Annotated in this window: 17 protein-coding genes; 3 read left to right on the top strand and 14 right to left on the bottom strand. The window is 40.0% G+C overall.

From position 1 onward, the window contains the following. Nucleotides 1–51: 51 nt before the first annotated feature. Nucleotides 52–936: a LysR family transcriptional regulator gene (locus L1068_RS03400; RefSeq protein WP_237129084.1), complete on the bottom strand. Its 885-nt coding sequence runs from the start codon at nt 934–936 to the stop codon at nt 52–54. Nucleotides 937–1,042: 106 nt separating this feature from the next. Between L1068_RS03400 and L1068_RS03395 the strand changes: the two genes are divergently transcribed. After that, nucleotides 1,043–1,651, top strand: coding sequence for a glutathione S-transferase family protein (locus tag L1068_RS03395; protein ID WP_237129083.1), 609 nt, complete (start codon nt 1,043–1,045; stop codon nt 1,649–1,651). A 47-nt stretch (nt 1,652–1,698) separates the two neighbouring features. Here the strand turns inward: L1068_RS03395 and L1068_RS03390 are convergent, their stop codons facing one another. The 7 genes from L1068_RS03390 to L1068_RS03360 form a co-directional block, all read right to left on the bottom strand. Further along, nucleotides 1,699–2,748 carry a hypothetical protein gene (locus L1068_RS03390; RefSeq protein WP_237129082.1) on the bottom strand — a complete coding sequence of 350 codons (1,050 nt, stop codon included), beginning with the start codon at nt 2,746–2,748 and terminating at the stop codon, nt 1,699–1,701. A gap of 54 nt (nt 2,749–2,802) precedes the next feature. Further along, on the bottom strand, nt 2,803–3,105 hold the full coding sequence (locus tag L1068_RS03385) for a hypothetical protein (protein ID WP_010558769.1): 303 nt from the start codon (nt 3,103–3,105) through the stop codon (nt 2,803–2,805). A gap of 56 nt (nt 3,106–3,161) precedes the next feature. Next, entirely contained in the window at nt 3,162–3,650 is a 489-nt protein-coding gene (locus L1068_RS03380) for a hypothetical protein (protein ID WP_237129081.1), read from the bottom strand. A gap of 145 nt (nt 3,651–3,795) precedes the next feature. Further along, the gene (locus tag L1068_RS03375; protein ID WP_237129080.1) at nt 3,796–4,848 is read right to left on the bottom strand and encodes a ChaN family lipoprotein; all 1,053 of its coding nucleotides are present in this window, start codon (nt 4,846–4,848) and stop codon (nt 3,796–3,798) included. A 69-nt stretch (nt 4,849–4,917) separates the two neighbouring features. Next, entirely contained in the window at nt 4,918–5,526 is a 609-nt protein-coding gene (locus tag L1068_RS03370) for a superoxide dismutase (protein WP_237129079.1), read from the bottom strand. A 31-nt stretch (nt 5,527–5,557) separates the two neighbouring features. Further along, nucleotides 5,558–6,061, bottom strand: coding sequence for a hypothetical protein (locus L1068_RS03365; RefSeq protein ID WP_237129078.1), 504 nt, complete (start codon nt 6,059–6,061; stop codon nt 5,558–5,560). A 281-nt stretch (nt 6,062–6,342) separates the two neighbouring features. Then, a complete protein-coding gene (locus L1068_RS03360; RefSeq protein WP_237129077.1) occupies nt 6,343–7,275 on the bottom strand; it encodes a LysR family transcriptional regulator in 933 nt (310 codons plus the stop codon). Between the two features lie 124 nt (nt 7,276–7,399). On the opposite strand from L1068_RS03360, the gene L1068_RS03355 reads away from it, so the two are divergent. After that, nucleotides 7,400–7,618, top strand: a complete 219-nt coding sequence (locus L1068_RS03355; protein WP_237129076.1) for a hypothetical protein — start codon at nt 7,400–7,402, stop codon at nt 7,616–7,618. A gap of 3 nt (nt 7,619–7,621) precedes the next feature. After that, complete coding sequence (locus tag L1068_RS03350) at nt 7,622–8,557, top strand: sodium-dependent bicarbonate transport family permease (RefSeq protein WP_237129075.1); 936 nt, start codon at nt 7,622–7,624, stop codon at nt 8,555–8,557. Nucleotides 8,558–8,620: 63 nt separating this feature from the next. Here the strand turns inward: L1068_RS03350 and L1068_RS03345 are convergent, their stop codons facing one another. From L1068_RS03345 to L1068_RS03320, 6 genes are all read right to left on the bottom strand, one after another. Continuing rightward, on the bottom strand, nt 8,621–9,730 hold the full coding sequence (locus L1068_RS03345) for an OmpA family protein (RefSeq protein ID WP_237129074.1): 1,110 nt from the start codon (nt 9,728–9,730) through the stop codon (nt 8,621–8,623). Nucleotides 9,731–10,148: 418 nt separating this feature from the next. Next, the gene (locus L1068_RS03340; RefSeq protein ID WP_237129073.1) at nt 10,149–10,907 is read right to left on the bottom strand and encodes a DsbC family protein; all 759 of its coding nucleotides are present in this window, start codon (nt 10,905–10,907) and stop codon (nt 10,149–10,151) included. Between the two features lie 139 nt (nt 10,908–11,046). Further along, nucleotides 11,047–12,069: a winged helix-turn-helix domain-containing protein gene (locus L1068_RS03335; RefSeq protein WP_237129072.1), complete on the bottom strand. Its 1,023-nt coding sequence runs from the start codon at nt 12,067–12,069 to the stop codon at nt 11,047–11,049. Between the two features lie 81 nt (nt 12,070–12,150). Next, nucleotides 12,151–12,900, bottom strand: a complete 750-nt coding sequence (locus L1068_RS03330; protein WP_237129071.1) for a DUF805 domain-containing protein — start codon at nt 12,898–12,900, stop codon at nt 12,151–12,153. Between the two features lie 82 nt (nt 12,901–12,982). Further along, nucleotides 12,983–13,723 carry a transporter substrate-binding domain-containing protein gene (locus L1068_RS03325; protein WP_237129070.1) on the bottom strand — a complete coding sequence of 247 codons (741 nt, stop codon included), beginning with the start codon at nt 13,721–13,723 and terminating at the stop codon, nt 12,983–12,985. Between the two features lie 294 nt (nt 13,724–14,017). Continuing rightward, on the bottom strand, nt 14,018–14,914 hold the full coding sequence (locus L1068_RS03320; protein WP_237129069.1) for a hypothetical protein: 897 nt from the start codon (nt 14,912–14,914) through the stop codon (nt 14,018–14,020). Nucleotides 14,915–14,990 lie beyond the last annotated feature (76 nt).

Genomic DNA, 14,990 nt, shown 5'->3' with positions numbered 1-14,990 from the left:
GGTGTTAGCAATCAGTTGCGGCTTTTTTGTAATATCGTAAAGTGAGTTTCTTTATTTCCAATAGCGTGAATGCTCGCCCGAGAAGTAGTGCGCAAATTGGGATAGGTGCTGATATAAAAAGTTTTTGGTTGCGGTGACTTTTGCTGCTGTTTTTAAGTCAGAATGATACAGCAACCATAAACTCCAAATTGAGGGTTTTACCGGTATATCTAAGCGGTAAAGATTTGAATTTTGTTGTGAATCGACTAAACCACAGGGTAATTTTGCAATACCTAATCCATTTTTAGTCGCGGTAACAAGCGGGCCGAGTTGATCAAATCGCGCGATTACATTGCTACTTGGCAAGTATTTGTTATGCCAATCGGCTTCGAATTCTAACTCCCACAATAACACGCGGTGCTGTGCGCGTGAGGTACTTAAATAATCATCACTTGCATAGACACCCCAATTTGATGAAAACAGGTTTCTGCCAATGAGGTCGTCTTGGCTCGGTGCTGGTGTGAATCGCAGTGCAATATCGGCCTCTCTTGCACGCAAGTCTTTGTGCATTGAACCAATTAATAAGTTGGTTTGTATATTGGGATAACGCGCATTGAACTCGTTCAGTGCGGGTACCACAAAATCGTTAGCAAGCTCAGGTGTTAAGGCGATATTTACCTCGCCGCTCAGCAGCTGATCTTGGCCGAATAATTTGCGTTCAATATTGCGCTGTTGCTCTTTTAACAGTGTGATATCAGGTAACACCGCCTTGCCGGTTTCCGTCAGCTGATAACCTTTCGGCACACGTTCAAACAGCCTAACTTTAAAGCGATTTTCAAATGCTTGAATACGCCGTGCAACGGTTGTGTGGTTAACCTTAAGTTGCTTGGCAGCGCCCGATAAGGTACCCGACTGATAAAGTGCAACTATGTATTGGTAATCATCATCTAAGTTCATCTGTGTATTATTGCACAATAAAAATGCGAAAATCACTAATTTTTTTAGCGCTAAAGTGGCGTAAAGTGAGTTTGTAATTAATTCAACTTTAGACAGGATGCTAATTATGTATACCCTTTATCATTTTCAAATTTCATGTTCTTCTGCGGTAAAAATGGCGCTAGAAGTGATTGGCGCAGAACATAAAACTGTGGTGGTGGATCTCTTTGAAGGCGCGCAGCACAACGCCGACTTTTTGGCTGTTAATCCGCTTGGTAAATTGCCAGTGTTGGTAGATGCCAGCCATACCTTTACGCAGGGCGAAGCGATTTTAATTTATCTGTCGCAAAAGCATAAAAATGCACAGCTAATGCCTGATTTAGCAAGTGTTGATGGCATGGAAGCGTTGAAGTGGTTAAATTTTGTCGCCAGTAGTTTGCATGGCCATTTCACAAAAATATTTCATCCGGAAAAAGTGTCAACGGATCATGATTCGGTTAAACAAAACGCTGAAGAAGAGATTGTTAAGTTACTTAATTTTGTGTCAGACCGATTAGCACAATCACCTTATTTGGCAGGCGAAAAACCAACCCTTGCTGATTTATATTTTGCGGTGATCTTAGGTTGGGGGCAGGTGTTAAGTTTTGAGTTGTTTACACGTTTCCCTGAATTTAAGGTTTATAAACAGCGATTACAAACGACTTTCCCACAATCAGAAACCTTACAAAATATTTAAGTTAACCACCGTACTAACAACAGATATTTAGTACGGTGTAATTCGTTTTACTTAACGTTATTATCGTTAAGTAACGAATTAAAGCGGGTTTCGAGTTTGCCACCGATAATCGCAACACGCTTTTTCATTTCTGTTATCCATTTTTCATCGTTAATCACATTTTTTGAAAATGTCATATCCCGCTTAGTGTGACCCACATACAGCAAGGCATCAGCAAGTGATTGAATTGTCGCATCTTTACTGTTTATTTTACTAAGTATAGGTCGCGCTTTTGGCATTATGTCACGAAATAGAATATCGGCGAGAACGGAATTATCGTCTAGTTTAATAATTTTTGCAGCGTCTGTATTAGGCAACACGTCATACAACACGTTTTGAATAACAGGCCACACAGTAAATACTGAGTTAGGTTTAGCCATCTCAATGCGAGAAGCCAGCGACAAATTCTGCTGATTAACCGTTTCTGGATGCGTTGCTTTTAATAAGTGAAAACCGCCAAATACTAAAATAGCTTTTTGGTTAGACTGAATAATTGGTGTGAGTATGTCGTAAAAGCCATCTACTTTGCTCGATGCAGCACGTTGCCACGACTCGGCGGTGGCATTTTTCCAGTTAAAGTGTTTTTCTGCTAACAGTACCGTTAGCTTTTTGTCATCGGGTAATGTTTGATTTATGGTCCTTATCGATTGCAATAATTCTATATATCCGTCGCCAAGCCATGCGGTGAAATAGAGCGTTTCGCGCAGTACGTTTTTTAACTTTGACTCATCAACAGCATCACCTTTAATATACTGATTTATATATTTTTGGTAATTTTGATTACCAAATTCCAACACAATAATTGGCTGCTGTGATACAACTTTTGGTGAGGTAATAATGTCACTTATTGCTGGCATAAAACCAGGGTAGTAATGGGCATCGCCAAGTGCCACAAATTGATGGGTTGAGAGTGCATCGACGACAACTTGTTCGCTTGGCTGTAGCTGTGTTTGTAATTGACTAATTTGCTCTGGTGATAGATTTAGCGTCGCATTTTTCGGTAAGTAGTCGCATGCAGCTAAGCAGACAGCAATTAATACAATAGCAAAGTACTTCATGATAATCCTTGAGAAAATAGGGGAACGTAAGATTTTGAATAGGCGTTTGTTGATTTAGTCTGATTCATCTGGTTCGAGTGTAAAGAGCAGATCGAGCGCTGGCAGAAAAACGCTGACGGTAAATAGCGCCGCCGCGAGAGCGTATAAATAATTTAAGCTGGTGGTATTTTTAATTAGCCATGAAATGCTCATACTTAGCCAAAATACGTTAAACAAAGTGATGTTTACATTTGGTTTAAGCGGCTTAGCACAATACTTACAGTTGAGTGGCTCGCGATTTAATAATGCAAGGCGGTCACTTAGTTTAAGCGGCTTGTTGCAGCAAGGGCATGAGCGAGTAACGAATTCGTTTAACATGGCTTAACATTAAATGATAATTGTTATCATTTAATGTTAAGCCATGTATAAGTAAATTAAAAGGGCTTTATAAGGGCTTTTAATGCCTTGCTAGTGCCCACTATATTAACTTGCGTTATGTTGCCGTTATTGAGTGTTATCACAGTAACGTGATCATCTTTTTTGGGAATAGTGTTTAGTACGTTGCCCTCTTTATCCATAATTACCGAATAAGCGAGCTTCTTCATTTTAGGAATAGCAATAAAGCGGCTTATAAGTGATGGCATGGCGCTAATATCGGCGTAGTATTGAACATTTGCAGCCAATAAATCATCACTTTTTTTATTTTCAAATGCCGCTTTAACAAGTTTGCTACTATCCATATCGTGACTGAATACTAGCCATTTTGTACTAGGTGAAAGTGTCTGCTTTTTATCAAATTGGTCATTAAGCTCGGGTAACGAGAGTGTTTGGCCTACTGTTAATGTCGGTTTTGTACTCTCCGCAACACTAACCCATGAGGTTAAAAGTAGCGAAAAAACAGCGAAAATGTTTAGAAATCTCATAATATGCTTTAAATCCTGCTTTATTTAAACGTGGCGTAATAATTTAAACTAAGACACTGGGCAATCAGTGTGCCTGCAACGTATTTACGCATCACAAATATTTACCCTTTAATTTGTACGTTTTATCTAACAGCTTAGATTAGGCTTATTTAGTGCCAAAAGTACAGTCTTGCTCGGAGCGTTTAAATACGGTTTGCATCCAAATACGTCGGTTTTCTTGAGTTTTAACTTGCTCTGGCAGCGGGTGAATTAACAATAGGTAATCGCCTTTATTCAAATCATCAACCGAAAATGAGGGAACGCTTGGGTCGTCGACTAAAATAGGTTGGATCACGGCGACTTTTCGTTTTTTTAGTAGCATTACCCGTTCAACAGTACCGAGGTGCGATGCAGAATGAAAATGGCCATTTAAGTGTACTAGCTTGTGATTTGGGTGATTTTCTAATGCATTATGGATTGATTCAGCCATGGTATCGTCACGAACTATTTGGGCAAAATAGCGATTTAATGTACTTGGTTTAATTGTTTCCTGACTGTGCCCCATATTGGCAGTAAACTTGTCAAAGTAAGCCCCTTCGGTTGGCGTATAAAACGACTGTGCCACTTGATGTTTTCGTTTTTCTGGCAAGTTGTCTAGTATCTCTAAGCCATGCCTTCCAGTACATACTACAGTATCTTTCGGTGCGTTAGCGGCAATAACAGGTAAACCATGTGTTTTTGCCATTTCAACAAGAGGGCGATAACTGCTTTGGTAATTATCCCATGCACGGCCAAAGTGGCGTAATGACCATTCACCAATTTCATCATTTAAATACGCATTTAGGTATGTTTGCGTATCTCGCTCAAATTGTTCTAACGAAAGGATGATTTTAGGGTTAGTTTTCAGTAGCGCTTGATAAATGTTTGCCTGTGCTAAATGATTACCGGGATGACGATGATTCTCACCAATAAATATCACGTCATAATCGCTCAACCCGCCAACGCTTTTTGCTAAATCAACAGTCTTAGGTTGCCCTGAACGCACATCGATCAGCTGATAGTCATACAAGCTTGTTAGCGGTGAAGCTAAGTGCCATTGGTTGTTGTTTTGCACAAGCGCGCTGACGGTTTTCTCGTGGCTTGGCAGATGAGTGCTTTGGCAAGCAGTTAGTAACATACTAAGCGATAACACAATGAATAAAAGTTTGGTGCGTAGCACAGTAACCCTCTTAGTTTTCTTATTGACGATGGTAAATGGCTTACCATTTGGTAAGCCTTTTTGTCGAGATTAGATTAAAGCTAAATACCGGCGCTCTACTTCTTGCCAGTTTATAACATTGAAAAATGCGCTAATGTATTCTGGACGGCGGTTTTGGTATTTTAAGTAATAGGCGTGCTCCCACACATCTAAACCTAAAATTGGTGTTTCGTTATTCATTAGCGGGCTGTCTTGGTTTGCAGAGCTCGTAACTGCTAGTTCGCCATTTGCATTCACAACAAGCCACGCCCAGCCACTACCAAAGCGAGTTAATGCTGCTTTAACAAAGAGATCATGGAACGCGTCAAATGACCCAAATTCTGCGGTAATCGCATTTTTAAGTTCACCCTTTTGAAGCTCACCACCAGTGGGCGACATTACTTGCCAAAATAAGCTGTGGTTATGATGGCCTCCTACATGATCTCTTACAGCCCCCTGTAATGAGTGTGGTAAAGCAGCAATATTAGCCAGCAGCCATTCATCACTTTTTTGCTCAAACTCAGAACCAGCTAGCGCTTCGTTAGCTTTATTTACATAAGTTTGGTGATGCAAAGTGTGATGTATTTCCATGGTTTTTGCGTCAATGTGCGGCTCTAATGCATCATATGCATAGTCGAGGTTCGGTAGTGTAAATGCCATATTTTTTTCCTTTATAATTTAGCGTTATCCGCTAGTGAATCGTGTTGTTTTGAGCACTGATTGTGTTCATGATGGTATGTAACTTGCTTACGATATTCGCATCGTCGCCATATTGCTTTAGTAAAACAAAGCAATGGTGCTTTAGTTGTGAGAGATGCTTTAATACGATGAGCTGATGCGAAGACTGGGTTGAAGTAAAAATATGCGCGGCGCATTTGCATACGCTTTTGTAGCCTTCAACTAACAGGTCGCAGGCGTTGTTAATATTTTGCTGTGCGATATTGGAATCTACTAAGTTTAAATACGACACTACTACAGCGGGAATATACTGATCTACTATCCATGCTTCTGGTGGAGGTGAATCAGATTCGATTTCTGCCTCTATTTGCTCTAACGCAATTAAACAATCGGCATAAAGAAGGTTAGCGTAAGAAAACTGGCAGCTATCGAAAGCTTGGTTACCTTTTGATACATGCTGTTGCCAAATTTGCATCACGTTATGAATACAGGTTTTAGTATCGGGCATCTCAAACATTAAATTCAAATAAAAACTATTATCATTAATATTTAATTTATTTCAAGCGGTAATTTGATTTTAGCTAGGGGATGTAATGGCTAAATTGGCAGTAGAAGACGGTATTTGTCGGACTTTCACGTGTTTTTAATGCATATTAGCGTAATATTTGATGGTTTGAACAATGTCTCACGTAACGTTAGCACTTGCTCCATATTGGTATTTGCTTATGTGTATTTGTGTTGGTAATTATCGAGTGGCGTGCTTTAACAAGTGCATTGCAATGTATGCTTTGCGTGTGACTACAAGCGAATGGCTTTTGTCATCATAGCTTTACCTTCGGTTTCTACGTAATCTAAAAACACTTTGGCAATGGGCGAAAGTTGCTGCGATTTGGCCCAAGAGAAAGACCATTTGGATTGAATAGGTAAGGACGATACGTTAATCACTTTCACATTATAGCTGTCGCCAAATGCTAGTGTATGAGCTGATAAAATGGCTACGCCCATGCCTGAGAGCACTGAGTGAATAATGGCTTCGTTACTGGCAATCGTCATACGAACATTGGGTTTTATTTGGTGCTTTTTAAAAAACTGCTCGGTGACGTAGCGTGTACCTGAGCCTTCTTCACGAATAATAAAGTTTTCCGCTGAAAACTCTTCTAATGAAACTTGCTTACGTTTTGCAAATGGGTGGTCCGCATTGGCTATTGCCACAAGGTCGTTCGACATAAACTCAATAACTTCAAGATCAAGCTCTTGCGGCACATAGCTAAACACATAGAAATCATCTACCCCTTGTTCAAATCGCTCAACGACTTGTTGTCTGTTAGCAACGGTAAATTGAATGTCGATCCCTGGATAACACTTACAAAACGGGCCTAATAAGTGTGGAATAAAGTATTTTGCTGTTGTGGCACAGGCGATGCGAAGTGTACCCGATTTAAGTCCTCGCAAGTTAGATAAATGCATATCAAGCGTTTCGCATTGCTGCATTATTTGCCGACTTGTTGCCACGGTTGCCAATCCTGCATCGGTGAATTTAAGTTGCCGGCCCACTTGTTGATAAAGCGGTAAGCCAATGGCTTCACTTAATTTTTTAAGTTGCATAGAGACCGTAGGCTGAGTCAAAAATAATGATTCTGCTGCAGCTTTAATGCTGCCACCTTCAAATACGGCTAATAAAATTTCAAGTTGACGAAAGGTGCCAATGTGCGCGTGTAATCGTGATGCCATACTTATTCCAAAATATTAAATTAGATAAAAATCTAATTAAAATATAGTTAATATCTATTTTTATCTAATCGAAACCATGTGTAAACTTTTTTCTGTCGCTTAATTTTATGGATGGGAAAGTAAAATGAAGAACCGAAGTTTTATATTGTCTCTCGTTACCTGCGCAATGCTGCTGACGTTCTATGCGTTAAGCAGTCAAATTGGTCAGCCTCAGTTGGCATTTGTTATTGTTGCAGCGTTATTGTTTAGCTTTTCACTTTATTCACAGTTAGTCGCACGCAATAAGCTAGGCTTGTCTCGACCTGCCGCAGAGCACTATATGCAACGTGTGGGAGAAAAATAAACCATGATTATTGATGCCGTTGTCGCTTTTTTTATTCTGGGTATCGTTAGTCAATTATTAGGTGCCAAAATAGGATTTCCTGACGGGCTGTATAAGTCACTGAGCATGTTTTTGATGATTGCGATTGGCTTAAAAGGCGGCCTTGCACTGCAAAAACATATCGACCCCGCGTTACTTACAATGTCACTGGCAGTAGTTACTTTTGGTCTTATTTTACCGTTAATCGCATACCCAATTTTGCGCTATTTCGGACAGCTCGATAAAATTAATGCTGGCGCAATTGCTGCACATTATGGCTCGGTGAGTGTGGCCACGTATGCCGTTGCAATTGCTATTCTTGAGACGAACAATGTTTCATATGAAGCTTACTTCCCGCTGTTTGTTGTCCTTTTAGAAATGCCAGCAATTATTGTAGGCTTAGTGTTAGCAAAGGGTAGCTTGAAAATTATCAACGGAGAATTTGTTAAAAACGAGCTTGTCGCTAACCAAAGCATTCTACTGATGCTCGGGAGCTTAATTATTGGTTATTTGGGTGGTGACAGTGTTGCTAAATTATCGCCTTTCTTTATTGAGCTTTTTTCGGGTATTCTTGCGCTGTTTTTATTCAAAATGGGGCTAATCGCAGGCAAACAGCTTGTAACAGTTAAAAAGAACAGTGTGTTCTTAATTAGTTTTGCTGTACTTATGCCAATGATTGGTGGCCTTGCAGGTACAGGGCTCGGGTTAATGCTTGGGCTAAGTAGCGGTGGTATTGCATTAATGGCGGTGCTTGGCGCAAGTGCGTCTTATATTGCGGTGCCTGCTGCCATGAAACAAAGCCTGCCAGAAGCCAATGCTGGTATGTCGATTACCGCATCTTTAGGTATTACCTTTCCATTTAATGTACTGATTGGTGTGCCATTTTTTATCACGTTTGCAGAATATCTTGCGGCAAAATAAACGTGATAGGCATTAAATAAAAACTGCGAACTTAAGTTCGCCGTTTTTTAATTTTCATTAGAATTAACGCGTTACCTTTACACGCTTTTCAATCATCAATTTCGCTTCAATGCGACGGTTTTCACTGTGTGCTTCAGCTGTGTTGGCGTCGTTTAATAAACGCGTTTCACCGTAACCTACAGCGCTAATACGTGATTCATCAATGGCGTATGTGTCAATTAACACCTGCTTAATTGCTTTGGCACGCTTTCCTGACAGTTTCAGGTTATAAACCGCGTTACCTGGTGCAGAGCTGTGACCTTCAATTTGCACATTTTGCTCTGGGTATTTTTTCATAAAGTCAGCAAAACGGCGTAAGTCAGTGCTGTTTGGATCAAGTACTTCGCTTGAGTTGTTATCAAACTGTACCGCTAATTTAATGCTGTCTTGCATGTCTTTAAACAGTGTACACCCTTGTGCGTCTGTTTTATCTGTCGTTGGTGTATTTGGACATCTGTCTTCGTTGTCGTTTACACCGTCGTTATCGCTATCAAGTACAATAGCGCAGCCAGTGCTGTCTACACGTATACCTTGTTTTGTGTTCGGGCATTGATCGCTTGCATCAATAACTCCGTCGTTGTCGCTGTCGATTACCGGCGCTGCTTTAGGCGCTTCGGTTGCAGGCGCACTGTTACCGCCAAACTGATAAAGCAGACCAAGTTTACCGCTGTAATCTTTATGATTTTCACCAAAGTCATGGTAAGCCGCCACTTCTGTGATCACTTTCCATTTGTCGGCTACTGGCCAATGCATACCGACACCTAAATTACCCAGGTTATAACTCGTATCAAGTGATTCGTGTTTTAAACCTGCAAATACGTATGAATTGCCTTGGTATGGGAAGAACATCGCATCTAAACCGTAGCGATGACCGTCAATACTTTCTTGACCCGGATATGCTTCTAAGTCGATGCGTGCATATTCAAAACGACCACCCCATGAAGGTGTGAAACGTTCGCCAAGTTCTAAGCCCCAACCCCAATCGATGCGGTCTTTTGGCATTGCTTGGAATTTATCTTTGTCTGCATAGTAATATTCGGCAAAGCCACCAAGCCAGATTTCCTTATCTTCAGCAAGTGATGGCATGCTTGTTATAGCTGCCAAAATAGATAGCGCAAGAGTGTGTTTTTTCATTTAATGATCTCCGTTTTCTCATGTAAACGTCATTTAGTTTAGTAGATTGCTGCAGTGGCGAAGTAAATATGTTCGTTCTGCTTTTTACGAACTGGCTAACAAATTTTATGCCTATTATTTTTCATTTATATTTCAATGGATTAGTAGAGTTTTATAGTTTATTAATAATAACTGTGTAAAGAGTTACTCGGTAAAAAAGTCGCAATTTGTAAGTTTTACATTGCTCAGTGGTACACAGGGGATATTGTGAATCGGTACAAGCTTGGTTTGAAAGCAAAAAACAGCACTATGTTGTGGTTTTATGATTAGATGATGGTATTACACACAATGTGTTTATAAACCGAACGGCAAAGGGGAAAGAGGGGTCAACAGACCCTCAATTTATAATTTGGTAAAGTAATATAAGAAAGCGAAAATGCTAAATACTTGCTAATCGCTGCAGCAACTCATCGGTTTTGATTAACCCCGAAATAGCTTCACCGTTTTGCAGTAAAATAGTAGGCGTTGCACTAAAACCAAAACGCTGTGCAAGCTGTTGCTGTGTAACTAAGTTATTCTCACAGACGTTTGTAACATTACCTTGGTAGTAGCCAACTTGCATTGCTCGGTTCATGGCTTCTTGTGGATTGCGTGCACACAGAGCGGCGGCGGTTTTTTCAAATGCGCTGCTACCGACATTGCCTCGTGGGATCATTACGTAGTCAATTGTAATGCCTTGTTGATTTAATTCGTCAATCTTTCCATGCAACTTACGACAAAACGGGCAATCGATATCGGTAAAAACCGTGATGACATGCTGTTCGTTACTCGCTTTGTAGCTAAGCAGAGCGTCTCTCGGCAAGGTTTTGATAAGTGCTACACGTTGCTGCTGTTTTACTAATTCAGTTAGGTCTATTTTGCTTTCGGTGTCGATAACTTGTCCTAAATACAAATATTTACCATCGGGACTGGCGAAAAACGTATGGTTTTGTGTCGTGACTAAGTGGAGATCATTGTTATAGTGCTCGACGGAAAACGGTGTATTTTCACCGAGTAAATCAAGCAGCTTTTGTTTTATCGCTGCAAGAGTTGAGTGATTATTTTCGAGCGGTTGCACTGTTTGTGAGTGCACAAACGCGGCGCAAAAAAAGAGTGAAAATGTGAATAATAACGCGATAATTCGATTAACTGATTGCATATAACTAGCCTATTTAAATTGGATTAAGCCAACTTACTAGGTAGCAGCGTTTGACGCATTTAAAACTATCTATAATCATCTATAAATAACTATAATTTATTTAATATTAATGGCTTATAGTTATTTGGGTAAGGTTTTTTTAGGTGCGCATAGTGCGTTGTCGTGAGCCAAAAATATCATTATGCAAGGTGCTATTTGTGAAATTAAAACTAGTTGGCTGATTTAGTTGGTGGCAAAGCGCCAGGTGCTCAGCATTTTGTTCTGTGTTGGCTTGCTGCTTGTTATTTGTCACTATTGTTGCAATAAGAGATTCTCTGTTAACGGGGTTATGCTGAGTCGTGCTTGCAGTTGCTGGTTTGTTGGTGATAATCGTCGCAATACGCTGATTAACTACTTCACTGCTGCACACGGCTAAACTTGAATTAAGTAGCGCTTTACTTTCAATTGCATAGTTGAGTGCATCATTAATTTCACTGTTTTCTAATGATATACGGCTTAATAGGTCGAGTGCTTGCGTACGATAATAATCTGAAGTTGGCGTTTGATTAATAATCTTAAACGCGAGCTGATTTGCTTGAGTGAGCTCTTTTTTGTGTAATTTCACTTCAGCGAGTAATAGTTGCGCCTCGATGGAGTGGGGGTTTTCTTGTAAACTAAAGTTAAGCCACTTTTCGGCAATCTCCAAATCACTTTTTTGAAAAGCGATTAGCGCATTTGAGTAGCTGCTCATTGCTGGCAATAAATTTGTTGTAGGCGGTGTATCGCTGTGTGATACCCACATAGCACTGGTAATTGTTGATACCATTAAGGTTAGGCCAGCAGCAATGGCGCGCCAAGGCAGCTGTGCTCTTTGAACCGGTATTACCTGTGTTACCGTGGCTTGCCAAATATAACCTTGATTAGGTTGGGTGCGAATAAGGTGTTGCTCTGGTGCCAGTTTACGCAATTCACTGATCACTTGGAAAAGGCGGTAGTCTTGCACGTCTTCACTTTGCCACAGCGCCTTAAACAATGCGTGTTTTGATATCAATTGCTCTGGCTGTGTTAAAAAAAACAGCAGTGCCTGTGCAGTTTTAGGACGAATTGGCTTTTCTTTACCTGATTGCGTTAAGGCAAATGTTGTTGCACAAAACGTGAAATCGAGAAATTGATAAATAGCCATAAATTGTCCTTAACAGCATCTGTTTTTTTTTCTTTAGTGTTATAAAGATAAAACAAGGTTAAGGCAACCGCTGCTCTATTTTTACCCGTTATTTATTTCATTAGGTACGGGGTTATTGGTAACGCCAGCACCTACTGAAACTGGGTGGCCATATTTATTTTCTGAATCGGTTCCTTTGGCGAAACCTAGGTATAACATACAACCGATAGGACCAATCACAGGGATCATACTCAAAAACATCATCCAACCCGACTGATTACAATCGTGCCAACGCTTTATGTGGATCATTAAGGTCATCCAAGAAATCACACACAGAGTGAAAAAGAATACTAAGAAAAAAATCGCTTCAGCGTAAACGGGCAGGCTAGAGTTGGATTTATAGAAGTTATTTAATACGTTAAATAACCCTAAGCATAATACTATGTAAAGCAGCGATATACCCCAAAACATGCTTCGAGTAGCACGTCCTCGCCACGAAAAGAACACGGTATGAATTGGTATGTTTAGATTTTTCAGAGTCCATAAATTTAGTAAAAAGCAGGGAAGTAAAATATTAAATTTTAATAAATTTAGTACGCTCATCGTGTTGTTATAATGTTTGTATAAATAAAGTAAATCGCCCCATAATGTATATTGCGCAATTTGAATAGCAGAATAAAACACGCTCGAAAATAACGACAGCACAGCAAAACTAATTAGCCAAGGGCGACCTGGGATATTGCGTAGCATAAAAGCAAGAATTACGATGCCACTAGCAAAGATAGGATTTGAAAGTAAGTAAGCAATTTGAAGGAAGTCTTCTACACAATAAAGCGCATGAGAACAGTTCATTACAGTCCTTGTAGTGATATAAATAAAATGTGGCGTTAGGCTACGCGTTAAATAAATTTTGTCAATTAAATCAATTGTTAAATTAGTCTTGGTAATTAGATTGTAAGGTGTCTAACTGGCCTGACGAAAGCAGTGTTTGAAGCGCTGAATTCAGTTTGTCGAGCAGTACTTTGTTGCCTTTTCTGACGGCAATGGCAACGGGGGTACCGCGATAATTTGATTGCACAATTTTAACTTTAACACCGTACTGTTTAGCGAGGTACAACCCCACCGAACGCGGCATAATAGCAGCGGTAGTTTCACCGTTGGCAAGCATTAACATCGCTTGCTCTTTTGACTCGGTTTGGATCAAACGAAAGTTATCTTTTATGTGCTTTTCTTGCCATATGGTTTCGGTGAGTGAGTGTTTGTCGCCGCTAATTTTTTTCCCGTAAAGGTCACGCAAAATTTCAATGTCTTTACTGTCTTCTTTTACAAATACTGAGGTGTAGCGAAAATAATAGGGTACGGTGAAATCAAAGTACTTTTCTCGCAGCGGATTGATTTCCATTCCAGTCACGCAATCAAGCTCGGCAAAACGTAAGTGGTTAACTACTTCATCCCACGTATCTGTAACCAAATACAGTTCTTGATTTACTTGCTGTAACACACGCGTCAGCACATCGTAATCGAAGCCAGTGGGTTGGTTATTCTCGATAAACTGAAAAGGTGGGTAGCCTGTCGCCATACCACATTTAATACTATTCCCCGTTTTTGCAGTCGTGGTGCAGGTAAAAACCGTTAGCAAAAAAAACATAGCAAAGCGGAAAAGAAACGTAGTCATTATTTAAAAGCCGGTATTCAAAAAGGTGCAGCGCAAAGAGAACGCGCGAGTAAAAGGTATTTAGTCAATGTGAATTATAGTTGAATGTGCTTTAAACATTAATACCAGTACTCGTTAAATATTGGCGTCAGATCAAAGAATATGTGTTTAATATGTAAGAACTGATTTAATGATGCCAAAGGTTTGATGATTAGGTTGAATTTTAAACTGCGCATACCAATAAGGCTTGCACGCGAATTGAACCCCCTTCTATTGTGAGCCAATTCGCATTTCAATCACTGATGTTTACTTGGTTTAAAACGTAATTGCGTATTTTTCTTTGATAAGGGGAATAAGCCTTTTTGATACCGCTAATACTTCTGGCTTGTTCTTGCGTAAATAAATTTCACCATTTTGATATGCCTGCCACTGAGCGTTTTCAAATATAGCTTTGCCGTAGGTGTTGCTAAGTGATTGCGCCACACGTGTTTGCTCAGCGCTTGCGGTTAAAATCCAAGCGAGTTCTAGGTGGTTGTCACCGAATACGGCTTCAATTTTGCGCGGAAAACCAAATGCCGAAAAATTAAAACAGTTAACTTGTTTTTGCGCATTTGGCTTGGTTAACAACCAGGGTTTAGTGTCTTGAATCACCAGCGGTTGGCAGTGCTTTTCAAATATGGGCATAAGCTCATCAATTGACGCACCAAATTTAAGTAAGGTATTTAACGTAACCTCACTTTGCTGGTTATTGTTGATATGTGGGTTAGACCAAACAAATAAATTTGGGTGAAGCGCATCCTGCCCGATTAAGGTAGCACTGTTGGTGTCTGTATTTAACCACAATAGATGATTGCTGTGTGCTTGATACGCTAAGTACTCAGCATATTTTTCGCTTAAGCCGGTAACGGCACTTTCACTGATATTATTTGTGTTAATGTGCGCAACCTTACCGTCGGCAATTACAATAGCAGCCTTTCCGCCGTGTTTTATTTTGTCACATACTATATGTTGCTCTGTGTGTTTTGCGAGTGGAAAGCGCACTGGTAAGTTAGACACAACGCGTACGTTTGTTTGGCAATTCTCTTGCAATTTAGTTAGAGATGAATCAAATGATTCACTTATCGAAATATCAAAAATGCTGGCTGGTACGGCGCTAGCGTTTGTTGAAAAGGTAATTGCGAGTGTGCAAAGTGCGAGTAAAAATTTGTTCATAGTTGTTTGTTTAGCTGTTGTTTTTAACTAAGTCGCAAATTGTTTTTAAAAGGTTGCAATATTTTTCGACGAAACA

It is taken from the genome of Pseudoalteromonas sp. MMG024, from assembly GCF_021654175.1.
Classification (GTDB): domain Bacteria; phylum Pseudomonadota; class Gammaproteobacteria; order Enterobacterales; family Alteromonadaceae; genus Pseudoalteromonas.
Note: the sequence above shows the minus strand (reverse complement) of the source record. Positions and strands in the feature narration are given on the sequence as shown.